Source organism: Paenibacillus xylanilyticus, assembly GCF_009664365.1.
Lineage (GTDB): Bacteria > Bacillota > Bacilli > Paenibacillales > Paenibacillaceae > Paenibacillus > Paenibacillus xylanilyticus_A.
Map to the genome: position 1 here is coordinate 3720852 of NZ_CP044310.1, position 26017 is coordinate 3746868.

At 48.4% G+C, this 26017-nt stretch carries 17 protein-coding genes; all 17 read right to left on the reverse strand.

Annotated elements, in window-relative coordinates; genetic code table 11:
• Positions 1-41 precede the first annotated feature (41 nt).
• Positions 42-989 carry a helix-turn-helix transcriptional regulator gene (locus F4V51_RS16495; protein WP_153978870.1) on the reverse strand — a complete coding sequence of 316 codons (948 nt, stop codon included), beginning with the start codon at positions 987-989 and terminating at the stop codon, positions 42-44.
• A 75-nt stretch (positions 990-1064) separates the two neighbouring features.
• Complete coding sequence (locus tag F4V51_RS16500; protein ID WP_153978871.1) at positions 1065-2078, reverse strand: alpha/beta hydrolase family protein; 1014 nt, start codon at positions 2076-2078, stop codon at positions 1065-1067.
• Between the two features lie 34 nt (positions 2079-2112).
• A complete protein-coding gene (locus tag F4V51_RS16505; protein ID WP_153978872.1) occupies positions 2113-2748 on the reverse strand; it encodes a GNAT family N-acetyltransferase in 636 nt (211 codons plus the stop codon).
• Positions 2745-3545: a helix-turn-helix domain-containing protein gene (locus F4V51_RS16510; RefSeq protein WP_153978873.1), complete on the reverse strand. Its 801-nt coding sequence runs from the start codon at positions 3543-3545 to the stop codon at positions 2745-2747. The genes F4V51_RS16505 and F4V51_RS16510 overlap by 4 nt, the downstream gene beginning before the upstream one ends.
• A gap of 207 nt (positions 3546-3752) precedes the next feature.
• A complete protein-coding gene (locus F4V51_RS16515) occupies positions 3753-4214 on the reverse strand; it encodes a GNAT family N-acetyltransferase (RefSeq protein WP_153978874.1) in 462 nt (153 codons plus the stop codon).
• Positions 4215-4283: 69 nt separating this feature from the next.
• Entirely contained in the window at positions 4284-4637 is a 354-nt protein-coding gene (locus F4V51_RS16520) for a hypothetical protein (protein WP_153978875.1), read from the reverse strand.
• 354 nt (positions 4638-4991) lie between these two features.
• Positions 4992-5885 (reverse strand): putative RNA methyltransferase, encoded by an 894-nt coding sequence (locus F4V51_RS16525; protein WP_236146572.1) that lies wholly within the window; start codon positions 5883-5885, stop codon positions 4992-4994.
• A 269-nt stretch (positions 5886-6154) separates the two neighbouring features.
• The gene (locus F4V51_RS16530) at positions 6155-7945 is read right to left on the reverse strand and encodes an L-fucose isomerase (RefSeq protein WP_153978876.1); all 1791 of its coding nucleotides are present in this window, start codon (positions 7943-7945) and stop codon (positions 6155-6157) included.
• On the reverse strand, positions 7945-10749 hold the full coding sequence (locus F4V51_RS16535; protein ID WP_153978877.1) for an alpha-L-rhamnosidase: 2805 nt from the start codon (positions 10747-10749) through the stop codon (positions 7945-7947). The genes F4V51_RS16530 and F4V51_RS16535 overlap by 1 nt, the downstream gene beginning before the upstream one ends.
• Positions 10750-10769: 20 nt before the next feature.
• Positions 10770-13790, reverse strand: coding sequence for a glycoside hydrolase family 2 protein (locus tag F4V51_RS16540; protein ID WP_153978878.1), 3021 nt, complete (start codon positions 13788-13790; stop codon positions 10770-10772).
• 28 nt (positions 13791-13818) lie between these two features.
• On the reverse strand, positions 13819-16860 hold the full coding sequence (locus tag F4V51_RS16545; protein WP_236146573.1) for a family 78 glycoside hydrolase catalytic domain: 3042 nt from the start codon (positions 16858-16860) through the stop codon (positions 13819-13821).
• Between the two features lie 104 nt (positions 16861-16964).
• Positions 16965-18713, reverse strand: coding sequence for an extracellular solute-binding protein (locus F4V51_RS16550; protein ID WP_236146574.1), 1749 nt, complete (start codon positions 18711-18713; stop codon positions 16965-16967).
• 82 nt (positions 18714-18795) lie between these two features.
• Positions 18796-19716, reverse strand: a complete 921-nt coding sequence (locus F4V51_RS16555) for a carbohydrate ABC transporter permease (RefSeq protein WP_227779495.1) — start codon at positions 19714-19716, stop codon at positions 18796-18798.
• A gap of 26 nt (positions 19717-19742) precedes the next feature.
• Positions 19743-20684 (reverse strand): ABC transporter permease, encoded by a 942-nt coding sequence (locus F4V51_RS16560; RefSeq protein ID WP_095286627.1) that lies wholly within the window; start codon positions 20682-20684, stop codon positions 19743-19745.
• A 278-nt stretch (positions 20685-20962) separates the two neighbouring features.
• The gene (locus F4V51_RS16565; protein ID WP_153978879.1) at positions 20963-22786 is read right to left on the reverse strand and encodes a cache domain-containing sensor histidine kinase; all 1824 of its coding nucleotides are present in this window, start codon (positions 22784-22786) and stop codon (positions 20963-20965) included.
• The gene (locus F4V51_RS16570) at positions 22786-24405 is read right to left on the reverse strand and encodes a response regulator (protein WP_153978880.1); all 1620 of its coding nucleotides are present in this window, start codon (positions 24403-24405) and stop codon (positions 22786-22788) included. Before F4V51_RS16570 ends, F4V51_RS16565 begins: the two co-directional genes overlap by 1 nt.
• 3 nt (positions 24406-24408) lie before the next feature.
• A complete protein-coding gene (locus F4V51_RS16575; protein ID WP_153978881.1) occupies positions 24409-25803 on the reverse strand; it encodes a glycoside hydrolase family 140 protein in 1395 nt (464 codons plus the stop codon).
• Positions 25804-26017: the final 214 nt, after the last annotated feature.

Consider the following 26017-nt stretch of genomic DNA (forward strand, 5'->3'; position numbering starts at 1 on the left):
ATATAATCAAAGTATAAAAAAACACTACTGACAGGGGTATGTCAGTAGTGTTTTAAGATATTTTTCGCAGCTTCTTGAATTCGCAAGCGCAGAGACTCCGGCTCAATCACTTGAACATCCCCACCCCAGCCAAGCAAATGATGCAATAGTTCTTCCGTATGCCGGACACGAAAATGAAAATTCACACCGTCCACATGATCTTCTATGGCTTCGATATAGAAGTTGACTCCCTCTATAATCTTGTCTGCTATCTCAGGGTTAGCCCTGATTAGTACCCGTACATTCCGATCATCAGACGGCCGATATTTGCTTAGGTCAAAATTATCCGGTAAAAGGAAGCGATCCTCCAATACTTGAAGTTCCGTCATTCGGGACAGTCGGAAATGACGAATGTCTTGTCGCATATCGCAGTGCGCGATTAAAACCCAATGTTCATGCAAAAGGGATAATCCATATGGAGAAACCTCCCGGAGATTGCTTCGATTCCCGTCTGGCCCCGGCATTTTTTTACGGTACATAAAACGAATCTTTTGCTTTTCCAAAATGGCGCTGCGTATTTGCTTAAGGTACGTTTTAACCGTCTCTCCAGCTAAGGGATCACTTCCATGAAGGAGTCGCATGGTTTCCCGAACTCGTGTAGATTCATTTCGAACGGATTCTGGTAAAATTGCTTCAATTTTACGTTGAGCCGACTTGGCTTCATGTGCGTATGTATGATCCAATCTCTGTTCGATAAAATCAGCCCCCATGAGCAGGGCTACGGCTTCTTCGGCTGTAAAGCTAACTGGGGGGAGAAAATATCCTTCCATAAGAGAGTAACCCTGACCAGGTGCTCCTATTATTGGCACCCCAGCTTCGCTTAGTGCTTGCATATCCCGATATATCGTTCGTACACTTGTCTCAAACCGGGAAGCCAGATCTTCTGCCCTTAGCGTTTTGCTGCGCTGTAACTCAAGGGTAATTGCAAGATGCCGCTCCGTTTTATTCATACTTCTATCCTCCGCTTATCCATCATCCAAACTGCATTAATTCTATCATAGTAAGACGTGCAGAGAATTCTTTCTTTAATTTGGAGTAATGGATCGGAGAAAATCCTCAATTTCATCCATATATCCCTTCACTGTAATGTTACGCGGGGCAAACAAACTGATCAATAATGCACGCCAAGGTGATTCGGCCGTAGAGACGGACAGCATGGAGTGCTCCGTGTCTGGCAGGAGTTTGACTCGTAATAATTCCGATGGCGATACATGCTCCCTGTAAACCCTCTCCGTTTCCTGCACGTCGACGTTTATATCCTGATCGCCGAGCAGTAGCAGGACAGGGGACTCAAAATTCGCGATATCGTTTGTTGCATCGGCAGTGTAGTTGCGGCTCACGAATCTCCAGCGTTCTCTGGACATGGCATCTTCTTGCCCGGCGAGGCTCACATATTCTTCATAGGAACTGCCTGCGATCAGCAGCTTCTTAATACGGTTATTCTCTTTAACCTGTTGCTCAATCTCATTCATGGAGCGCCCTTCCTTAGCCATTTCACTCCGTGTGTTGTACTCTCCCTGCGACAGCCAGTTGATTGCCGGAGAGACCAGAATGCTGAAGGCTAGCCGTTCTTTGCCAGCCAGCTTGGGAATGACCCATCCTGCCTGACTTGCGCCCCATACGCCTATGCGACTCGCGTCGATTTCCGGTTGCTGCCTCGCCCACGCCAGCGCCTGCCGTGCTTCCTCTACCCGATCTTCCATGCGCTGGTCAAGCCAGCTGCCTTCCGATCCGCCGATTCCTCTCTTGTCCAGCGACAGTGAAGCATAACCAAGCCCAGCAAGCCGCTCCCACAGCGGTTTATAGCCGTCGTTGTGTGTCGCGTCGATCGGCCCGTCGCCATGAATGAATAATACTAAACCCACTTTGCCACTGTATTTGGCGGGAAGCGTTAACACCCCCGTCAATTGACCTTGGGGCGTTTCTATTTGCACAGCTCGTTGGACCATATCAAAGCTATTTTGCCATAAAATAATTGTACCCGTCCCTCCTATCAGCAGCAGGATAACCAAGAGCATCGTTCCCCATTTTTTCTTCACGCTTTTTTCTACATCCCTTCCTCGTTAAAAATGACTATCCTTCATGGATCATGTAATTCCATTCCGGTTCGTCAAACAACCATGTCATGAGGGAGCTGCGCTGTACTTCAAGCGTGCGGAATCCCATTCGCTCATACAGCCGTTTGGCTCCGAGGTTACTACCTGACACATGCAAGCTCGCATATCGGACTCCCGGTCTTGTAGATGCTTCGCGAAGGGTCCATTCCAGCATCGCTCTGCCTACTCCTGTTCCCCGAAACCGTTGATGGACGGTTAGATCAGCAATATACATTTCTCCACGTACCGGACGATGGCTCAAACATGCCAATCGTAGGACAAAACTGAGTGCTCTCCGCCACCCAACGTCTTGAATTCCTTTCCACAAGGGAAGCAGTTCTGTTACTGTAATACTCGAACGGAGCTCACCTGACCGAGCCTTTAACTGAAGGCTCAAGCTGCCAAGGACTGCGTCTTTCTTCATGGCAACGAAGCGCTCGCTTTTCCCCTGTTGTTCATCCAGCGCGAGACACGTTTCAAACAACATCATCATTTGTGCGTTATTCAAATTTGCACCAAATTTACTGCAAAACCCTTGAAATAACAGTTGGCTGACTGAAGCTTGATGTTCCTCTTTCATTCGCTCCATCTGAACGACAGGATGGATGATCATCGCTTTCCGTCACCATCCACTGTATTGCCGCCGATATGTTCAATACGTGCAAACATTTCATAATATAAGCTTTCTTGGGTAAACAGCGACAGGTATGACTTCTCCGCCAGAATCCGTGAACCATGTAGTATGAGGCCCCTGCGGTCAGCAAAGGCCTGGAATTGACTGAAGTACTGCTCCAGTTCTTCTTCGCCATGTACTGTAAACCGGTAAGATAAGTATTCACCTGCTGGAAAAGCGATATCGCCTTTCACGTCATGCACTTCCGTGCACAGCATTACACGGTCGTCTCCCTCATATACGTAATGAATGTCCGCTTCAAATAACTCTGGCAGCGGATCCCCCTCCTGAACCAACATTCGAGCATCCAATTCACTCTCCATGTGCGTCTCGAACCATGTAGTCAGGACAAGCTGATCACGTTGAATAACCTGAAAGGAAGTGCCCTCCTGTCCGTAGTGCTCGTTCTCGTCCAGCACCTTGCGAATAAAGTCGCTTAACGATCGCAGCCTGTCTATTTCAGCTTCCAGCTTGGAAACCGATTGTACAAGCAATCGCTGCATATCATCCGGGGTACCTTCTTCACTCCATTCCCGGATGGCTCTTACCGACAGCCCAACTTTACGAAGAAGTAAAATATGCGCCAAGCGGTAAATCTCATTCATCCCATACATGCGATATTGATTGTCATCGATATACGACGGCATCAATATGCCTTTTTCCTCAAAATAACGAATTTGATGGACCGACACGCCCATCAGTTTCGCTAACTCGCTGATCGTAATTTCCTTTTTCAAGTGCTTACCCCCTCTGATACGTGGAATACGAACTAAGCATATACCTTAGGTCAGACCTAAGGTCAAGTCATGAGAGATACCCTGAACTAAGACTGCCTCGGATTGCAAACGTCCTGATGTTTCATAGAGCTGCTACTCCAATATAAAAAGACCATCATAAGATGGCCCCACATTACGATTTATAGTATTTTTACTATTTTTTCAGAATTACTCTGTTCGCTTCTCGTATTTGAATAAAATCAGTTTTTGTGCAAGCTGAACCTCTTTAGTCTTTTGGTACCCAAACTTTTCGTAAAAGTAATGATTACGGAAGCTTAAATGCGGTGTATATAAGGTCCATAATTTTGTATTCGGAAATTGGGATTCCACAAATTGAATTGCTGCAGTACCTACGCCCTTACTTTGATTACATGGAGAAATGAACACCTTATCAATGTGCATGCGCTCATCGTTGCCTCTTACATCAATCGCACCTATAATTGTTTTTCCCTCTAAAATGGTAAAGTGTTGATATTTTCTAATATTTTCAGCCAATTTTCCATAGGTTTCACATGCTGGATTTGTTTCAGAGTCTTCGTACTTTTCCAAATCCTCTTGAAACGCTGCTTTTTGAAGAAGAAGCAATGTTTCAATATCTTCTAGGGTTGATTTCTTAAATGTTATGGACATCTTTTATTCTCCTTTTCCACAAGAAAGCCAGTATGCTTATCGCATGTCTAAAAGAGCATAGAGGTTCACTTAAGTATGAATTGTACCTAGCTGTGATCGACATACATCCAAGGCACGATAGGCGGAGCGTTCCATGAATGCCAAGATCTCGTCTATCGAAAAAACACTCATCTCCTGCTGGACATGTTCTACTGGATAGTTAAAGTCCTCCAGCGCCTGTTTCTTCAATACGAATACATTCTTCTCATCAAGTTCATCCATAATTGGTATGTACACTGCTGAATTTAGCGCTTCGTAAAGTCCTTCAGAAATAAACATCTCATTCAGCTTCGCATTGCACAATCGAAAGTCATGTTGATAGCGATCATACAGTGTAGGCTCCTTTTTCAGTCGTTCTTCAAAACCGCTAAAGTAAGATTTCATAGCCCAAAACTTCATCCGCTACCAAATGAGTTAAATAGCCCAGTATGAAAGGCTCAGTTATACGCTCCTTATATTTAGTGATGAAACGCCCGTATTTCCATCGCCTGTTGACGCCATACTTGAATTGATCTCCCAGAAAATGGGTATCCCCTTTTTCGGAGTTTGCATCTGGCGCTATGGCGCCAAGGAGCATATCACCACGCTGCTTGATAGACTCATCCCCTTGATCATTTCAGATGTTCTTATTTCAATGATAGTACCACATATTGGGATTAACGCTCAAAAAAACAGCCGATCCATTGATCGGCTGCCTTGATGGAGGCTTTGGTATTAGTTAATCATAAATGCAGACCACTAATTCTGTGATGGTTTCATACCCACTAAAATCTTAAAGTCCATCGTAATTTGTCTCAAATCCATCTGTAAAATCTGTTCTCTGGCCTCTTGTGAAGCCCCCCAAGATAACGGAGTCATCCCAAGCAAAGGTGGAATGAGGTGCTCACTGAGGCTAACTTGATATTGAATATCTTCAACCGCTATTAAATCGAACCGTTCGTTAAAATAACGAATGGTAGGTGTATTGGAATAGACCTGTTTATCTGTTCCTTTGTAGAGGATATCTCTGATTTCTTTTAGATAATGCTGCTCTGGAACCACTTTAATCACCAAACCGTCATCTGTGAGCAATCTCTGAAACTCGGAATAATTGGCTGGGGATAGCATGTTTATGATGAAATTAAATTGCTGGTTAGCTAGTGGGATGTTTGCAATGTCTGCAACACACCACACGGCATTTGAATATTCCGCTGCTGCAAGACTGATCCCCTCTTTTGAAATATCCATTCCTACAGCCAATATAGCGTTACGTTTTCTCTGATTTATTGTGGATTGTATGTTATACAAATGAGAACCTTCTCCGCAACCTGCATCCAGTAAACGTATGGGTTCTTTGCTCATGTTTTGACTCAAAATTATTTCACTTACGGCCGCCTGCAAGGGATGAAATAACCCGCTCTGGCTAATTATTCTTCTGGTTTCGAAGGTTTGTCTATCATACTTAGATTTAATGGAGCGTGAGGATAGATTGATATATCCTTGCTTGGCAATATCGAAACAATGCTGATTCATGCAGATTAAGCTCTGCAAGTGAATCAAGTTCATCGGTTTACTGCATAACGGGCAACGAAACATCTCTTGCGACTCCCTGATTCTCTCAATACTCATCTGCTTTTTACTTTTGTTGAACACAAAAAAAGCACCCTTTCATTCGTTTTAGGTTAACGAAAAAAGGCACAGTCAAACAAACCCCGCTTCTTGTTCTAAAAATTCCGGGGTATCTGAGCTGTACCTGTCATTACCTTAAACGAATGAATTGAATGATCATATTTAAGCGCTCCTTATTATGATAACTATAAAGCACTTAAATACTACCAAGTTTCTCTTGTGTGGGGAACGATTACATTCTCTTATTTCATGCTTATTAGCAATTTCACGTGTACAGACAATGCCTATGCTGCTCATCCATAGAGCGGCCCATACACGGAACAAGCTCTGAAGTCCGCTCCCTCCAGGTCTTTTGTTCCAAATGCAGACCAGGCGCTGGGCCGGAAAATGCGATCTGCTTCAATATTGTGCATGTTAACCGGAATACGAAGCATGCTCGCAAGGGTAATTAAATCTGCACCGATATGCCCGTAACTTACAGCGCAGTGATTCGATCCCCATGCTTCCATCACACCATAGACGTCATCAAAGACGGGGTCACCCGCTAGCAGCTTGGGTACGAACCACGTGGTCGGCCATGTTGGTGTAGTTCGCAGATCCAATTGGCGATGTACATCTTCCGGCAATTCCACGGTGTAACCTTCCGCAAGCTGGAGCACAGGTCCCAAGCCCGCAACCAGGTTGATTCGTGCCATCGTGACGGGCATACCACCTCGCGTTGTGAAGTCGGTTGAATACCCGCCCCCTGCAAACTGATCCATATAGGTTGGTCGCCAGCTTACAGCATCCAGGCACGCTTGAATCTCTTGATCCTCAATCTCCCAATGTGGTTTCATCACTGGCTTACCTTCACGTTTCTGTTCCCCTGTCCCGTCGAGTGCAGCGGGCCCCGAATTGATCAGGTGAATGAAACCAGCCGCGGCCAAGGCGTCAGGCTGCCAGCCAGTAACCCGTTTCACTGCCTCTGGACTCCAGAATGCACGCACATCAGCAAAAATCTGAGCGGTATGCGACAAGTAGTGATTGAACAGCATCGTGACTGCGTTTAGATTGTCATTCTCCGTTGCAACCATGTAAGGCTCACGAATGCCATTCCAGTCGAAGGAACTGCACAGGATAGCTTCCAAGACATCTGCACTGGGCTGGTAATCGGTCCACTCACGTTGACCCTGAAATCCCGATGCAATGGCGTTATAACCATATGCTTCTTCCTCGTATCCCATCTCGGCAAGTTTTGGGTTGCCAATCATCAGATCACGTACGATCAGTGTCATGCCAATGGAGATTTCCCAGTTTTTCTTTTTGATCTCTGGATCAATCTGTACCGATTCCGGATTGGGATCCGGTCCTTCCTTGCAGTGCTGTACAGCCCAGGCTAATGCTGACTGTAATTCCTGCTTGTCGTAGATATGATTCTCCAGCCTCCGGCTGACTTCGGTCATGTCGACGTAGGCGTTGCGCATCCCCAGATAACGCTGGTAGAAATGTTCGTCAACAATACAGCCTGCGATGCCCATGGAAATGGAGCCGATGGACAGGTAGGATTTGCCTCGCAGCAGTGCAGCGGCCATGCCCGCTCGGGCGAACCGGATCAGCTGATCGCGCACGTCCTCTGGAAGCTTCCGTTCATCCTGGTCCTGTATATGCTTGCCATAGATCTTGAATATGGGCAGCCCTTTCTGATTATGTGCCGCTTGGAGTGCAGCCAGGTAGACCGCACCGGGTCGTTCCGTGCCGTTAAAGCCCCAGACCGCGTGCGGCAGGGTTGGATCGGTCTCCATGGTTTCAAGCGGATAACACCAGCCGCTCGCAACAGTGACAAGCACGCCAACACCTTCCTTGCGAAATTGCTCAGCGCAGCGAGCAGCTTCGGTCATTCCGGAAATGCATGGTTCAAAAATGACAACTTGCACTGGTGAGCCATCTGGATTGCGAAGAACGGAGGTGATCTCGGCCGCAGCCTCACGGGCAAGTTCCAGCGTACTTTCCGCCAACGCAGCCTTTACTAGCTTGCGGCGATCCACGATTGGACGAATACCGATTTTGGGAAATCCGCCTTCATAGCGATGTGTCATCTCAAGCATCACGTTGACTCCTTTACTGTATTTTTAGTCAATGGTTCACAGGAAATGGAGAAGGAGTGTCGTCCGGGGTTCAACTCGTGAACACGAGGCTGCTTAGCTGCTGTTACCAGATCATGTGGCAAGACAAGCGTAGCAGCGGTACCTTCAGGAATCACGGTCTGAATATGCAGACTCCCGTGTTCCTTTTTCCAGGCTACTTCGATCGCTCCATATGCTGTCCTGAGCGAAGCACGTACCGCATCCAGTTTGGAAGGAATTACAGGTTCAATCCTTATCCTTTCATAACCAGGGGAGTCTGATCTGATGCCTGCTAGTCGGGTATAAAAGGAAGTACTTATTCCACCAAACATTGCATGATCGTGGGAATGCATGCCGCCCTTCTCGCTCCATTGTTCCCAGAGTGTGGTGGCTCCGCGTTCTATTTGATAGCCGAATCCGGGATACTCCTTCTTGTTCAAAAGCTCCAGAGCAACATCGATATGTCCATGATCAGCCAAAACGTCCATCAAATATCTCGTGCCATAAATGCCTGTGTGAAGATGACCGCCTTTTTCCGCAATAGCTTGCACTAGACGGTCCACGACAACAATGCATTGTTCTTCTGGCACCATGCCGAGTGCGAGCGGCATCAGCTGAGCAGTCTGGGAACCACTGCCGTAGACGCCTTCCCCGGAGTACCAACGACGATGGAAGGCATGATTAATCTGCCGGGCCAGTTCGTTATAATAATCACGATCTGCATGGATATCCAGAATTGCAGCCGTTTCGGCAACAATGGAAGTGATTTTGTAATAGATACTGGTATTTACAAGTTCGACTTCATGAAAGTAGTTCTCCCAACCATCGTCGTTAGGAGGACACCAGTCTCCAAAGCCATCTTTTACTTCGTGGTCAGGCCATCGCTCATGCAGGTGGTCAATGTAGTCCTTCATGAATGGATAACTTTCACGTAACGTATTCAAGTCGTTATAGTGCATATAGAGATGCCAGGGAAGGGAGACCTTGTCTCCGCTCCAATCCGGATTGGTCATGCTGTCTTCGATATCTCCAAGCCACTTACGGTAATAACGATGCATGTTAAAATGGTGCATCCCCGCTTCCTCAACCACAGCCGAATCCATAAGACATGGGGTACGCTCATCACGCTGGCAGCAGTCCGTTGGTATGCTCACCAAATTATTAAGATAGGACCACCGAATGTTGCTGTATAGTCTATTGATGCCTTGATCAGAGCATTCAAAGGTACCTGCCTGCTCTACATCTGCATGAATCGGAACAGCCTGTATGGAGAGCTGACCTGTCTCCCCGCTGACCTCTACATAACGAAATCCATGATATGTAAAGCGCGGTTCATAGCACTCCCCTTCTTCCCCGTTAAGGATGTATACATCCGTCGCTTTGGCGTTTCGATTCGTCCATGGGTCGATGTTGCCTTGTTCATCTGCCAGCTCACTGTATCTCAGCCGAACTTCACTACCTGACTGACCTGTTACCTGAATACGGACCCACCCTGCCATGTTTTGACCAAAATCATAAACATTCACACCGGGTACCGGGTTATACATGGCAACAGGTTGTATCGGGTCGAACGGTATGACAGGAGGTTGATGATTCGGCTCCAACTCACCCCCTGGTGGGTCAGCGATTACTGCCATTGACCAGTCTCCGTCTTCCAGAAAGTCGGACTCATCCCAACCTAGAGGCATCTGCCTGGCATCATAAGTCTCACCGTCATAGATATCGTTGACAAGAATCGGGCTTGCCGCAGATGACCAGGATTCGTCGGTTATGATTGTCCACGTGCTGCCGTCCTCCAGCCTAAGATCCAACTGCATGATAAATGCCTTATCCCGGTTCCACTTCCATCCCCAGCGGGAATAGTTAAAATGGTACCCGTTGCCCAGCCATACGCCCAGTGCATTTTCTCCATCGTGAAGCAAATGGGTCACGTCGTACGTGTCATAAAGCATCCTGCGTGGGTATGGTGTGTTGGCTGGTGCCAAAACTCGGGTGTCTGCCCGAACTCCATTAATGCGAAGCTCATACCAGCCTATCGAATAGATGCGGAGCCTGGCTTGGAGTAGGGACGTGGGAATGTCAAACGTTTTCCGAAACAACGGACTGTCTACCGAAATCGGAGTCTCACAAATGGACAGCATATCTCCCTCGACCACCAGCCCATTACCCGAAGGATGAATGGCACCCGCTGTGCAGTGAGTTGTTTTCGAATCATAAAACCGGTTGGAATACATCATGCGTCCATCTTTTCCAGTAAGCCTCAAGTCGCGGAAAACAGCCTTCTGTCCACCTGTTGTGCGAAAACCCACCGTTCCCTGATAATCCGCTGCCATGCAGCGAGACGTGTGCTGTTGATTTAGCGTGAGTTCCCACTCCCCGCCTTCCTTCGTCACTTTGAGTGTGATGTGTTCAGGCTGCTTTTGGGATGCAGGAAGGGTGATTTTCTGCAAAGTGTGGCGCATACCGGATTCCATCCGAAAAATGTATGCCCGTATCTGCCGTACGGCTACTTCATTCGGATCGCCCTCACTTAGTTCAATACCGCAATGATGATCTTCGTTCTGATAACCGAAAAGAAAGGCCGCGCCTCCTTCTTCCACGGTAATCACAACCTCTGCCTGATACGAAGTCCAATCTTGAGGAAGGGATGTTGACCGGGTGATCCACTTGGCAATCCATTGATCTGAGGTGAAGATTCCCTTGTGTTCCCCCATCTCCTTTGAATCCTGTACTTTCTTCATTACCTTCGTTGAATTTTGTGGTTTGGCTGCCTTCGATGATGTCATATCGCTGCTCCTCCTGTCATTCAATCCACATGTTTGCCATGAATAAGGCTCACTTCTGAACAACTCCCCTGCACCTCGGGAGCGTTCCAGGCGCTTACAGTTATTCCGGATAGCAGAACTTCGGATCCTGCTTCAAATGGAATACATCTCTCTTCCCCTGGCTGTATTCCAAAATCGTTATCCTCCAGATAACAGCTCCAATCATCGGGAAAATGATGAATGATGACCCGAATTGCCGGCACACTCCCGATATTGCGAATGGTAATAATACCGCCCTTATCTTGCCGCCCGATAGACCATTCAAGCATGGTAGAGGGAAGCTCCCGAAGCGGTGCAGCAGGGAGATCAGCGTATAATGAAAACGCCTGCCTGGCTTGGTCCCCCGGATACTCGTTTTCTTCATGCTGATGTTCTCTCTCGAACGCCAGCAGCTCTGCTGTCTTCGGCTGGGCATTGAACCAATACCACTGATCGGAGATGAGAGCTCCGCTGCTCGCATAGAGCATGATGGCTATCAGGAACGGCTGAATCGCTTCTTTTTCTGGCAAGTTTACGCCCAGCTGATCGATACAGGCTGCCAGCCCTGGCTTCACATTCAATACAGGGTACTTCCAAGTCATCACCTCGGTTAATTGGCTGTTATACATCAAGACTTGAACGTACGCATTGTTAAGAGATTCACGTGAATCGTTCACCACATGCAATTCTGCGTGGAATCGTTCACCTGGCTCCCAGGTATTCAGCTTGGGGCTGGTGATAAAGGCATTTTGCGGCCGTGAAGCTTGCTTGGCGCGATAATAAGACAACTTGGCTGTACCGTAATAATCGACCACTGCCCACGAATGTCCTGGAAAACAATCCGAGAATTTGTAATACCAGAAACCACTCTTGTCTCCCCCTGTTCCCGCTCGCTGTATATCAGCAGTCCAACGAATGGCATCACCTTGAGCTGTTTGGGAATACGTGATGTAATCCTGCCAGTTTCGGATCGGTCCATAGGCTGCGTATCGCATGACTTTAATAACATCCTTCAGGCCGAACTGGTGAAAATGAGATTTCCAGCCCCTGCTTTCTTCGGTTGGGGGAAACAACTCGAGTGCTTCCTCTGGCATATAGCGGAGACAGCTTGAAACGTTCGTCTGGCTTGGAATGCCAAATTCGCCATAGAATTTCGAAGGCATCGCCAGAATTGCCTCATCCAACGGTTCCCCGCAATGGTAGACGTTCCAGTTATGTGCGCTGCCACCCCATGGATCGGTTCGATGGAATGGACGGGATGGATCAAACTCACGACATCTTTTTCCGACCAAAAAGAGACCTTCATCTGCACCGCCATGCTTGCCATTTTCGTTACCTCCGCCCCACATGACCAAAGAAGGATGATTTCTCAGTCTTTTTACCGAAAGTACAGTCTGACGATCAAGGACACCGAGGTCCGTCAGGGGAGAATCGGATGGACCCCAGCAGAGCGGAAATTCCTGATAGACCATAATGCCTTTTTCGTCACACAACTTGTAAAATTCATCACTTTCCACCAGTCCTCCGCCCCAAGCCCGGAGCATTTGCACATTTCCGCGGCGAGCCAGCTCCAGAAGCCGTTCATACTGTCCTTCATGCTGTGTCAGCATGACATCAGGCCAGCACCAATTGGCGCCTTTAATGAACATGGGTTCTCCATTGATAACAAATTGCCAGCGGTATTCGGTTTCCGGCGTTGTACCCGGCATGGGACGCATCTCAACCGTTCGGACGCCAAACGACGTGCGGACTTCGCCCACCTTAATGAAATCGGGTACTGAACTGGTCGCAGAGGCAGATTCAGTGTCAGATTCCATGTCCTGTGGAAATTCAGTTGTAGAGGTGCCTTGCAGCACGAGCTCATACAGCGGCTGTTCGCCGTAACCTGAAGGCCACCACACTTCCGGATTGGCCAGCCTAATCACGGTGCTGAATTTGCTCCGACCATACGGCACCTCAATAGAAAAGGTAAAGTGTGCATCCTTTTCCCTGTCCCCATTGGTATTTGAGTCAAAAGAGTTCATACCCCTCTCTGATTGTTTCAGCCGAATCAATCCCTCGATAGCTAATGGGGACCGATTGGTAAGATGGCTCTCTACTGTAAATTCCAATTGAAGCAGAGCTTGATCGGAGGTGTATGACTGTGTTGCTATATAAGGATCCAGCAAAGCAATATCCGGCTGAGCTACAATCCTCACATCCTTCCAGATGCCGAGTGAGATGAGGTGCCCATAATGCCAGCCGAAGCCTGGACTTGGCTTCATCAGACCATTCCAGCTTTGAGGTGCAGGATCGATTCGGACAACAAGCACATTGGATTCATTCCATTGAACCAGCTCTGTGATGTCGTGAACCGGGCCACCGAACATGCCCTGATGGTGCCCCAGTGATGAACCATTGATAAAGAGCGTGCCCGAATAGTCAATGCCATCGAACTCCAGGGAAAGCCTTCTTCCTTGCCACTCATCCGGCAGCTCGAACGTTACAGCGAACCACCATTCCTTGCATTCTACACGTGTCCTGCGGAACCAGACTGGGGTTTCTTCCGGTGTGCCATGCTGTTCCAGTTCATCGATGGTGTTGGTGTTCCAGTGGGGATCGTCCATCTGCCCCAGATCCATCAGAGCTCTCTGCACCGTTGTGGGTACGCTAACCACAAGCCAATCCTCTCGATTGTGATCGGGTTCGTACCACCGTTCCTGCATGCCTTCGCTGGCCCGGGCTTTTCGTCCAAACCAACCGGTTGCAGGCGCCGGATCTCCAGCATCGGCAGGTTCGCCTCCCTTCATTCGCCAAAGGCCGGACAACAGCAATGTATCCTTGGTCAAGGATTGGATATCTGAACCACCATGCCGAATGTCTAGTGAATTCTGCCCTTCATTCGTTATGTAATGGACAGGAATACGGCTCTCCATCTCCACCCATGCGTCTCCATGCAGCGAAGATCGGGAGTAGGCTTCGTCTTGAACTTCATCCAGATACCGCTTGTCTGTATCGGAATGATAATATGAGATATGCTTCATGAACCTGAACCTCCGCTCTTAAACGAATTCATAATGTTTGGTGTATAAGCACTGGCCGAAATCCTTCAGGAGCCTCCATCACAATCGTAATTTCCTTCGGTGCACATACCTCCAGTTGAAATACAAGCTCTCCTTCTTCTTCACGAATCTGCCAGGCTACATCAACTCTTCCGTCACCGGGAAGCGGCACGGCCCCTTTCGCCCATTGCAAATCACCAGGCTGCGGAGCAACACGAATTCGTGTCCAACCATCTGCAATGGGACGAACCCCGAGTACGGATGCGCCCAAAAAGTACCCCGGTGCTGCCGACCAGGCGTGACAATGACTGCGTGTCATATCTTTGGGATTCGCCCGATTCTCGGTAAATCCCGGGTACATTTCCCAGCAGGTGGTTGCTTCGTGTTTCACCATTTCGCCGAATTGCTTCCTCATGTCCTGCAGCATATAATCCGTCTCACCGCTCATCACGAGAGCTTCATAATAGAAGAACGTCATAAACGGACTTCCGATAGCCACAAAATTCTCAGGCGGCAAGGTTAAATACGAAATAAGCTTTTCCCTGCGTTCCCCTGTTGCTATTCCGGTAACCAGTGCCATCACCTGGGTCTGCATGCTAAAGATGCTTGAACAAGCACCATTCGTATGGATGCAGTCCACATAAGCCTGATGCTCTTCACTCCACAAATGGCTATTTATAGCACGGTTTAAACTTTCGGATGCGGAAAAATAGAATAGACTCTCTTCTGTACAGCCTGCCATTTCGGACAATTGGGCTGCATCTGCCAGCGTGCGCGCAAATATCGTATTTTGATGCGTGACCGTCCCGTCGTTGGGCTGCTCCATTGGTGCCCAGTCCAGCAGATTCCAGGCTTTAATGGTAAAGAGTCCTTTGGCATCGATATGCTGCAAATAATGATCCAGCGTGAACTTCACTTTGGGCCAGATCGTCGCTGCAAATTCCCTGCTCCCGGTATAGCGGGCATATTCGAGGCAAGCGGTGATCCAGAAAAAGGTCCAGTTTGGAATCACACTGCTCCAGCCGCTGGGCACCTGATTCACATAGAGCGGCGTTTGGCGGCTTGATCCTGGAACGAGCTGCAGACAATGTCGTACGATATCGGTTGCACCGAACACATAATAGTTGACAAGCGCTTCATTGCGGCTGTCGCCAACCCAGAAAACCTGTTCATAAGTGGGGCAATCCACAAAAGTATCCTCCATGCACAGCCGGGTGGTATGCTTGCTGATCTCCCAGATGTCATTCAAAAGCGAATCGGAGCAATGGAATCGACCAATCTCGGCCACTGGATAATTGCTCTGCGCAAGGGTAACACCAAACAGCCGCACGGGTCTCGTATTCCCGTGTATGGTAAGCATCAGATACCGCAGCCCTCTCCTTACTGGAGATTCATAGCTTTGTCTTCCGTCACGGCAAACGTAACGCAGCGTATTATCAACGCCAAAGGTATCCTGACGCCACCTACCCTCCATATACTCAAAACCGTACGCATCAATAATGGTGCCTTCCGAAGCTTCAACTTCGAATCGAAGGTAACCGGACCATTCACGGCCAAAGTCCAGAATCAGCTCGGTGCTTCTCCCGGCAGAGCTTGTCGGCACGATGGCGGGCTGTCGATTGGCGAAGCATACTTGCTGCAAATCCGCAGGAACGGGACGTGCTTGCTCCTGACTCTTCCAGATGCTGGACGTAAAGATTGAAGCATCCGAGCTGAGTCTCTCGGGAAACGGCTTTATCCAGGCCCGGTATGGAGCAAGTTCAGAGACGGTGGCCAAATTTCGGCATCGTAGGTACACTTCTGCATCCGGAAAGGCATTTCCATCCAAAGGTTGATTACCACCAAATCCCTGATATGCCCGGATGGGATCATGATCCGGCTGATGGTCGATATGCACGAGAGTCGCAAATGGACCTATCAAGGCAAAGGGTGTTTTGCTCGCTTGTAATTCATCAAGAGGCGGTACAACTGTAAAAGGAACGTCGCAGTCGATTCCAAGGTGCAGCCCGCCGCCATGATCCGGTCCAGCCAGCTCGACCAGCAGCAGATTGTCTCCTGGCTTCAGCGTAACACGCTGAATTCTACGTGGATGTTCCCCGCTCATCGCTGTCGCTGGATAATGTGTACCGTTGAGCGTTATGCCACGCAGCGCATGAAAAGCACTGAAAAACCCAATGACAGCTTCAGCTTCTCCACTTGCCCGAATAACTGCTGCAGCATATCCGGTAAAGGATACGGGATTGGCATGCATCCTGCTCTCCGGGTCCATCGCTTCTCGCACATCCAGCACATGGGTCCAGGATACGAGAGACACTTCTTTTACTGATTCCACTCGAACAGGCCATACTTCTTGCTCAGTCAGTTCGGGTATGTCACTCGGAATCAAGTTCTCCCAAGGCGCAATGCCTGGTGTGCCAATGATCCGTGCAGCAGTCCAGCCTTCATCCTCAGGATAAGAGAACGCTTCTGCTCCAACCCAGCCTTCGTCCCAGCGGGATGCATCCACTTGTTCAGCAAAGCCAAGCTGACAGGACATGCGTGCTGACCGCCGTTCATAACCGGCATGAAGTGCCGTCTGCCAGGATTCATCCGAACCCAGGATAAACTCTCTTCGCGGCAGAATACCGTCCGAGGCACGGTGTACCGATTCCAGTTGAGCGAGAAGTCCTCCCCTCCCCGGCAGATATGTGAACGTAGCCACGCCATAGCTGATTACCAGAACTGCGAGAACATTACGCCCTGTCCGAAGCAGATGGCCAACTTCATGCACATGGTAGTTCAGTTCAAAAGGCCAGGAGCGATTAGGTCCTCTGCCACACAGCACACCGTTGACATATAAGACATATCTGGCATCAGCCGTAATGGTTACCTCAGCGCTTCCATACTCCCATTCCTGCAATTCGAATTCCCGCCGAAAACAACGCCATTCGTTACGCGGCCAATCCTCGCCTTCTCCCCAGATCCATGAAGCTCGCCATGTAAATGCCTCTTCAGCGGTGACTTTCCGTGCTGCTGGCATGTCACTCCCGCCAGTTGATAAAATGTGATTCATATCTGCATCAACTCCTGTCAATCCGAATGTTCAAAAGAAAAAGGAGCTAAAACTTCACAGCTCTAGCTCCCCACTCTGCCGCTTACTTTTACAGCCAAGTCTTATTACAGCCCATGAGCTTGACGAAGCCGCTGAACTTCAGCGTTGTACCAGGCAGAAAACTCATCTGCGCCAGCTTTTTTGAATGCCGCAAGTGCAGCTTGTTTGTTCGCTTCGAATGCCTGATCATCCTTGGAAAGAATGATTTTGGCGGCCTCGCGTGCTGCCAACTCTTTGAGCTCTGACTCCTGTTTCTTCAGTTTGTCATCCAAGGTTACGCCTGGAACGGTATTACGCTGCACAATCTCTTCGTCCGACATGCCGTTCATCCAGGTGGTAAACGTGTTCAATTTGCCTTCATCAATCAACTGTTTGAACACCTCTCCCGAGTAAGAAGCGCCATAGTATTCGGCAAAGTCCTTTTCAAGCGGTGTGGCCGCTTTGGATAACGCTTCCTCTGAAGTAAAGAGGTCGACCGGCATCTTGTCATTCGGATTGATCATGTTGCCACCGAGCCCAATGATGTTGCGGTCCAGCGACAGTCCGGTGGCTTCATACGGTGCACCGCCTGCTGCTTTGAGAGAGAGCGTTTCGTCTGTAAGTGTCGGTTTGCCGTCCACGGTCTTCCAGTGCTTGCCTTCCACACCGTTATACATGGTTCGTGCTCCCTCATAAGAGTAAATATAATTGAGGAATTCCATCGCTTTTTCAGGATTTTTGGACGTTTTCGAAATGCTGTAGGCTTTGTCCTGCCATCCAAGTGGATTGACTGCTCCCGTCCATGCAAGTTTACCGGCAGGTACAACCAGATATCCCTTGCCCTCGCTTGAATGCTGTGCATTGAAATCACCCATTGCCCAAGTGGCTGGACCAACAACGATCTGTCCTGCAGTGGCTTTCGCCAAATAGTCATTGTTTTTCATCGTAAGGGAGTCCGGATCAAGCAAGCCTCTACGTTGAGCCTTGTTATAGAAATTCAATGCTGTCCAGAAATTGGAGGACTCGTCGGTCAAATTGCTGATGAACTCGCTGCCGCCAACCTGGGATGCTGTCAGGTCGCTTGTAGCGCTTGCACTTTCAGTGAAGATGACGGGTGGAATGGTATAAGGCCAGAGCCCCCAATCCTGCCACATGGACACGCCGTAAACTTTTTTCCCGTCTTCGGTCTGCGGGTGTTTCTCCACAATTTTTGCTACAACGTCCAGCAGGTCATCCATAGTACCAATTTCCGGTGCACCGATTTCCTTATACCAGTCCCAACGTATCGTAGGACCAATCGTTATGGGGGCGATGGACGTACCTGGTTTGGATTGTACTTGCGGAGGCAGAAAATAAAGTTTGCCCGTACCGTTACTCCAGTTCTGTTTGCTGTATTCAACTACTGTTCCGATGTTCGCCGTAATATCTTTGCCTGATGTGGCTAGCAACTCGTCAAGCGGAACGATGAGATCTCCCTCAATTAGCTGCTTCTGGTATTTGTTCACATCCGTACGCACCAGGTCAGGCAGATCGCCGCCAGCCAGCAATACATTGAATTTATTCTCGTCTGCTTCAACGTATTCAATCTTGACACCGATCTTCTCCGCAATAGCCTGTGCCACCTCGTTATTCTGTTGTGTATTCCATTTGGAGCCAGTTTCCATTATGAGTACCCGAAGTGTCACGAGTCCTTTGTCCGAGCCGGTGTCTGATGAACCCGCTCCCCCCGTATCCGTCTGGCCTGTTCCCGAGCCGCCACCTGTACAGGCTGCCAGCAGCATAGACGTCATGATAAACAGTGCCATTACACGGCGAAACGATTTTTTAGTTCTCATGTCATAACCCCTCCTGTTTATTCTTCTATGATTATCGGCAGATGCCGGATAATCCGGTTTTGATTGCAGATTCATTTAAACCTCAACCCTTCACGGCACCCATCATGATGCCTTTGACGAAGTAACGCTGCAGCATCGGGTACACCAGGACGATGGGCAGCGTGACGAGCATCGTAATCGTCATGCGAATGGACTGTGGTGTCAGTGATCGGACAACGTCCCCACGGGTCAGTTCTTCGGTCGTCATATTGGACAGATTGCTCGACTGATTCAAGAAATTGTACAGCACGAGCTGCAGCGTTTGCAGCTTCGGATTTTCCACCAGAAAGAAGTTGTCGAACCAGGTATTCCACTGACCAACGGCTGAGAACACCGCAATGGTGGCTATGATAGGCATCGACAGCGGAAAAATAATGCTGCGATAGATTCTGAAGTACCCTGCCCCGTCGATCTTGGCCGATTCCTCCAGTGATGCGGGCAGCTGTTCAATGAACGTTTTGATCAAAATAATATTAAATCCAGACATCGCACTTGGGATAATGTATAACAAGAAATTGTTTTGCAAGCCGTAAGTTTTCATGGTCAGATACCACGGAATAAAGCCAGCATTGAAGTACATGGTGATCAGAACAAAACGGTAAATGATTTTGCGGTACGGCATCTCTTCCTTGGTAATGAGGTAGGCAAAGAATGAACAGCTGAAGACCGTAATCAGTGTACCCAGCACCGTACGTGAGACACTTACAATGGCTGCGTCAAGGATGCCTGGCAGCTGAACTGTCGCTCTGTATGCTTCAAGAGAGAAGCCAGCTGGCCAGAGGTATACCCCTTTTTGAACCTCAATGGGATCACTGATGGAATAGATGAGGATATAATAAAACGGATATATGGTGATGATGACAAGCAGTGACAGCATGATGTAATTAAACAGGGTGAACGTCAGATCTTTCCAATCCGTGTGGCGTACCGGACGAAGCATCTGTCCTGCGGGTTGTGTACGCATCTCTGTATGTCTCCTTTCCCTGCGTGTCAGACAATGCCTTGACCGCGAACTTTCTTGGATAGAATGTTAACACTGAAGAGCAGCAGGACACTGATGACGGTTTTGAAAATGCCCACTGCTGTGGAGTACGAGTAATCCCCGGTCACAAGGCCGAGCCGATATACATAAAGGTCAAGCACTTCAATCCGGTCTGCTATCATGACATTGCTAAATACGAGATATTGCTCGAATCCCGCAGAGAGCAGGTTACTGACCGAGAGCAGCAAGAGCACAATGAAGGTCGGCATGATGCTCGGCAGCGTAATATGCCAAATGGTGCGCATGCGTCCCGCGCCATCCACCTTCGCTGCATCATACTGCTCGCTGTCGATGCCAACGATGGCGGCCAGATAGATAATGGCGCTCCAGCCTGCAGATTTCCACAGCAGCAGCAACGTTTGTACCGTCCAGACACGGTCATAGTTGCCCAGGATATCAACTGGGGGGCTGCCGATACCCGTTTTTAACATGATCGAATTGACGGCCCCCTCGGTGCTAAACATGCTGAATGCTAGAGAGAATACGATAATCCAGCTGATATAATTCGGAAGTGTGGACACGGTCTGCACCAGCCGTTTGAACCAGCCGGAACGAACCTCCGAAATCAGGATGGCAAGCAGCATCGGTATGGGGGCTGTTGCAATGGACAACAGGCTCAGTGCCAGCGTATTGGCCAGTACGGGGCCCATCCGCGGATCATCAAACATGTTGCGGAAATTTTCCAGTCCCAAAAACGGGGTTTGTTGAAGCGGAATGCCTGGTTTGTAATCAAAGAATGCATAGATCCATCCGAATAAAGGGACATAACTGAAGGCCAGCGTAAACAGGACGAACGGTGTGGCTAGTAGCAGGAGGTGTATGCCGTCCTTGCGGTTCAACTTGCCAGCTCTTTGCTTTACAGAGCTGTTCAGGGTCTCGGTACGTTGCATATGAATTTCTCCTTTGTGCATGTGCTTTCGTTTGGGCTTATTCATATGGTAACGCTTTCTTTTCTTCACTTGAATGAAGAATCCCTTGATCTGCTTGAAAAAAACAATGCTGCCTCACCAGCTCACTTGAAAAATTTTAGACTTTTGCTTGAACAAATCCACCACCACATTATAAAAAAACGCCCTCATGTGCTGCCTTCCGGCCAAGCTCACGAGAGCATCGATCATTTTGTGTTCGAATGTTGCTGTACCATCATATCCAGACATAAGCTCCTGTTTTACAGTCGGTGAACCGGCAATGTAACGATCGCCTTAGCCCCCTGCTCAGCAGGAACGAAGTGAATGCCGAAATCCGGACCATAATATAATCGAATCCGTTTATTGACGTTATTGAGCCCGATTCCACTTCCGCCAACGGTGGATTTGGGTGGTTCACCGCTTGCCAGCTTTTCGTTGAGTGCATTGATGCTCTCCCTATCCATGCCAATGCCGGAATCTGTGATGCATACCATCAGACGATCATGATCGCCAGAGACACTGATCCTGATCTGGATGGCAAAGTCATCGCTCTGTCTGCCTGATGCAATGGAATTCTCCAGCAGCGGCTGCAGAATAAAGCGCGGAACCTGACAATCCATCCACTGCTCATCGACGTCTATCGTGAACGTAATGTTATTGTTGAATCGCATGTTGATGATTTTCAAATAGTTGTCCACATACGACAGCTCGTCACGCAGGGAACACATTGAATCTTTGCTGGAGAAAACTGGACGCAGAATATTTCCGAGAGCCACAATCGTATTAACAATGTTGTCAGCCTTCACGATAACAGCCATCCAGCGGATCATATTCAGCGTGTTATACAAGAAATGGGGATTAATCTGATATTGCAATGCCTCCAGCTCAAGCTCCCTCTTCTTCTCTTGAATCTCATTGTTTTTATCCACCAGCTCAACCATGCTGAGCGACATCTCGTTAAAGCGGCGGATAACCGTGCCCAGCTCATTATTCGGAACATGATCCACGGTGACCCCGAGTTCACCGCGACTCATATCTTTCATTTTGCTGGACAATTGGTTCAGTGGTTTGATGATTTTGCGCAACCAGAAGTATGAGGCGATAAATATGGCGAGCACGCTAATCGAGAATACCAGTACCAGCATTCGTTGAACACCCAGGATCTGATCGGCATACTGGCTGAGCGGAATTTCCTTCAGGAGATACCAGCCGCCGTCATGGAGTTTGTAATATACAACCTGCATGCTGCGTCCACCTTTTTCGTCATCCAAACTTCCGTAAGCTCCGTCCGCCAGCTCCACACCGGGTTTCAAGTGACTCTGCGTACCTACCCGATCCGCCTCACTGGCCGATAAAACCGTTCCCTCAGCGTTCGCGATATACATGTCTCCTTCTTCGCTGTTCAGCGCTGTAGAGTAGATGGATGACAGATAGCGTTCATCAATATTGATGATCAGTGTGGCACTTGTTGTTGGATCATAGATTGCACGAGTTCCCCGCATCAGACTGATTAGATAGCCGTCATCTTTGCCGGTGAGATAAGGGTTGTAGAATGATTTTTTGATCCCGGAATGGATAATCAGCTGAGGATACTGTTCAAGCGTCTGAAGGAAGGGTTCGGAGGTGAAGAAGCTCTTCTGCCATGCATCCCGATCGTAAACGAGCGTCCGCTTCTGGCTTCCTCCAACCGCTCCCAGGTTGTTCGCCGTAATATAGATGGAATCGATATAATTGTAGTTGTCAATAAAATCCGCAATGACGCGCTGCACATCGTTTTTGGATTCGAGGAATTCCTCTTCCGTTTTCTCCGAAATTTTGTACAAAAACCGCTGAATGTGTTCATCTCGCAGAAAAAGCATGGATAACCGATCAATCTCCTTCACCAGTCCGCCGATATTATGGTCAAGCTGCTGAAACTGCTGGTATAGCAGGCGTTCATTTTGAATCTTGATCATGTTTTGCATAAAGGAATAAATAAAATAAGAAGCCCCAGCCAGTACGGCGAGGCTGATGACCATAATATAGAGAATTAGCTGGGTTCTCAGCTGTCTGGAATCAAAAAGCGATTGGAGGGATTTCTTCATTAGGGCACCCTCTTGTCTTTGTTCGTCGTTTGTCTGCGATATTCATTCGGATTAAGACCGGTGATTTTTTTGAAAACCTTGCTGAAATACGTGTACTCCGGCGAAAATCCAACCAAAGCGGGCACATCGGAAGAACGCAGCTGACTTTGGGCAAGCAGCTCCTTTGCCCTTTCAATTCGGTATCGGTTTACATAATCGATATACGTAATCTGCAGCTCTCTGCGGAACAGGTTACTAAGGTATCCCGGGCTTAATCCAACATGATCTGCAACCATTTGAAGACTAATGTTTTCCGTATAATGTCGCTTCACGTACTCAATGGCCCGGGTGATCTCATCACTCATTTGTAAGCGTTTGCTAATAAATTCAACCAACGTATCCATATATACGAGTACCTGGTCGAGCATATCCGGCATCGTGTCACAAGTTTCCAGATTCTCGGTCATGCTGAGCAGCAGCGTTTTTTCGTTGTTATGATCATATACATGCGTATTGACCCACTGCACGAACTGGTAGATGGTGATCTCCATGGATTTTCGCTCTTGGTTCATGCCACGTTCCATCTCATCCAGCCATTCATCATATTCTTTCTCTTTGAGTTTTGGCAGCAATTCTCGAATGGATGTGTGGTTTCGAATCTGTTCAAGCCTGGCAAGCACACCAGTATAGTCAGCCCGCCCGGTTCCTTGATGCTGCTGTCCGGAGCCTGTGATGAATTTGCGCTGCAATGCCCGTTGTGCTTCGGCGTATTGTCTGGGGAGCGAATCATACCCTCCGTTGACACTGCTGATCCCAAACGAAACGGTACTGTTAAAATAATGGCGAATGGTATCCTGAATATGTTCGAGCAGTTGACGAATTTCCTGCACGATGGCTTGTTCGGACAGCAGATCAGCAAAATGCAGCACAAGTGCGTAGTGCCGGTCGTTAATCTGAACTGCTTCTCCTCGTTTATAACCGGACATAATCTCGCTTAATATGTTTAACAGCGACATCTTGACCAGATGACCATGCTCATCCCGGAAACGTTCCTTGAGCGAAACATACCGGTCCACTTCCATCACGCAAACGACCAAGCGAACAGGCGAGAGGCGAAGGCCGCTGTCTGTAATGAAACTGGCAAATTCCTCCGCTGAAAAGATACGGTAGAACATAAAATCCTTAAACATCTTTTCCTTCACAAGCTCCATATCCGGGGATGCTGCAGCTGCTCTGCCCTGAACATGGGTTGAGTTATGCTGCTGATCCAGCTCTTCCCTGACCCCGGTCAACACTTGCTCAATCTCTTCTTCCGTCATCGTCAGCTTCAGAATATAACTGGATACGTCCAGTGTAAGTGCTTTGCGAGCAAGCTCGAACTCTTCCAAACAAGATAGCACAACGACACGCGTATATTTGTCCTGCTTGCGGATGTTGGAGATCAGCTCCATGCCATCCATTCTTGGCATACTGATATCGGTAATGACCACATCGGGTTTCTCGCGCTCATAATAGTCCCATGCAGATTGGCCATCCGGAAAATCGGCGGACACCTTAAGCCCAAATTTGCTCCATTCGACGGAATTTTTCAGTCCGATGCGAACCAGCATTTCATCCTCGACAATCATTACCTTATACATGCATCAAACCCCTTTCAAAATCAAAATCCAGTCGTTCCCTCTTCCGCTGGTTGGGGCTGTGAAACGTTTAATGCCTTGGTTCGGTATTGTAGAATCTGTAGAAACTTCGGTCGTGCCTCCTGTTCTGGGGCAAAACCATATGGCTTTGACCTGTTTGCCCTCAATATACCCCATGACCACGTCAACATACAAGCCACTGGGCAGATATATGTAAGCGTTATATTTATTCTGTGCAGCAACAGCGTAATTGGCACCTGTACGGTTGAGGTGAATCAGTTGTGAATTGGGTCTCCAATCCGGACCGATCTCCTCTTCAAGCAGAGTACGAACATGACGCATCTGTTCCGCTCCTGGACGATGCAGTGCTTCACGCCAGGATATGATGAAATAATCGCCCATGCTGTTTGATTCAGCCAGATCATCCGTTCCCTGATACATAGACCATATCGAATGATGACCATATGTGTGACCCAGCGCGCCTGAGAATAACGCATAATATGCAGCTCTTCTCACATCGGCTGCATCGAAATAGCCTTGTTCACCCCTGAACCCGACGGGAATATCCTCGTAGCATGGCTCCGCATCCAGCGTCGGTTTAACGGGCACACGTTCATAATCTTGTTGTACACGCCTGTTGTTGGTAATCTCTCGCTCTCCATGTCCAGACTGAATCATATTGAAATCCAGCCAGGACTCATCATGAAGCTGGCGGGAAGATGAATCACAACCGGGCGGATGGAAGGTCATAAGTTGCCGTGCACCGCCTTGTTTGAGCCCTTGTGCCATGGACGTGACAATGTCAAAATGACGTTTCGTTTCCAGTGGACGGTCCCCTCCCAGCACCCAAACGATCTGATGGTAATCAGCATATCTCTCACCTAGCCACTTCCCGTAAATAAACGCAGTTTCTGGTGTAAATATCTCCGGCCCTTTCCCCCACTTCTTATTAAACTTGTCACCCCAAGTCGGCAGCAGTGCCACATAGAGTCCAAGGCTATCTGCAAGGTCAAGTATGTAATCCACATGATCCCAATAGGAGTAAGTTCCCTCGGTATCCGGTCGGGTTGGATCTGGTTCACCTTCTCCATTCATATACAAGGGCAGTCTGCCCTGTGCATTTTCCGTTGTGACACCACTAAACTCCGCAAGCAGCACGGTCTGAATGACGGTGAAGCCCTGTGCTGCCCTTGTACGTAAATACTGCTCGCTCTCTTCCTGTTTCAGGCGATGAAGCAGTTCCCAAGCCGTGTCTCCCAGCCAGAAAAAAGGAACACCCTGCGATGTCTCCAGATAGCGACCGTTCGCAGCAACCCGAAGGGCAGCAAGGGTACGATTGTTATTTTCAAAGTGTAATGGATTGCATCGTTCTCTGTTCGCTTCGCTGTTTGACGTATTCATAGCATGTGTCACCTTCCTAACGTTTGTTCTCTTATCAAGAGCATAGAATGCATATTTCGTTTCGTAAAGGCCGTTTCCGAGCAAAATCGTTCAACTGCGCTTTGTTTTGTTCAACCTGAGCGACTTTTTTTCAACTGTTTCAGTGGATAATTCAAATCCGTATTTTAATGAAAACGCTATCATTTTAATTGCCGCAAGCAGATTACCGCACAGA

Bases quoted from the DNA above. Each gene is read 5' to 3' on its own strand.
- F4V51_RS16495 (WP_153978870.1), bottom strand. From the start codon at position 989: ATGAATAAAACGGAGCGGCATCTTGCAATTACCCTTGAGTTACAGCGC.
- F4V51_RS16505 (WP_153978872.1), bottom strand. From the start codon at position 2,748: ATGATCATCCATCCTGTCGTTCAGATGGAGCGAATGAAAGAGGAACAT.
- F4V51_RS16515 (WP_153978874.1), bottom strand. From the start codon at position 4,214: ATGTCCATAACATTTAAGAAATCAACCCTAGAAGATATTGAAACATTG.
- F4V51_RS16520 (WP_153978875.1), bottom strand. From the start codon at position 4,637: ATGAAATCTTACTTTAGCGGTTTTGAAGAACGACTGAAAAAGGAGCCT.
- F4V51_RS16530 (WP_153978876.1), bottom strand. From the start codon at position 7,945: ATGCTTGAGATGACACATCGCTATGAAGGCGGATTTCCCAAAATCGGT.
- F4V51_RS16535 (WP_153978877.1), bottom strand. From the start codon at position 10,749: ATGACATCATCGAAGGCAGCCAAACCACAAAATTCAACGAAGGTAATG.
- F4V51_RS16540 (WP_153978878.1), bottom strand. From the start codon at position 13,790: ATGAAGCATATCTCATATTATCATTCCGATACAGACAAGCGGTATCTG.
- F4V51_RS16545 (WP_236146573.1), bottom strand. From the start codon at position 16,860: ATGAATCACATTTTATCAACTGGCGGGAGTGACATGCCAGCAGCACGG.
- F4V51_RS16550 (WP_236146574.1), bottom strand. From the start codon at position 18,713: ATGAGAACTAAAAAATCGTTTCGCCGTGTAATGGCACTGTTTATCATG.
- F4V51_RS16555 (WP_227779495.1), bottom strand. From the start codon at position 19,716: ATGCGTACACAACCCGCAGGACAGATGCTTCGTCCGGTACGCCACACG.
- F4V51_RS16560 (WP_095286627.1), bottom strand. From the start codon at position 20,684: ATGCAACGTACCGAGACCCTGAACAGCTCTGTAAAGCAAAGAGCTGGC.
- F4V51_RS16565 (WP_153978879.1), bottom strand. From the start codon at position 22,786: ATGAAGAAATCCCTCCAATCGCTTTTTGATTCCAGACAGCTGAGAACC.
- F4V51_RS16570 (WP_153978880.1), bottom strand. From the start codon at position 24,405: ATGTATAAGGTAATGATTGTCGAGGATGAAATGCTGGTTCGCATCGGA.
- F4V51_RS16575 (WP_153978881.1), bottom strand. From the start codon at position 25,803: ATGAATACGTCAAACAGCGAAGCGAACAGAGAACGATGCAATCCATTA.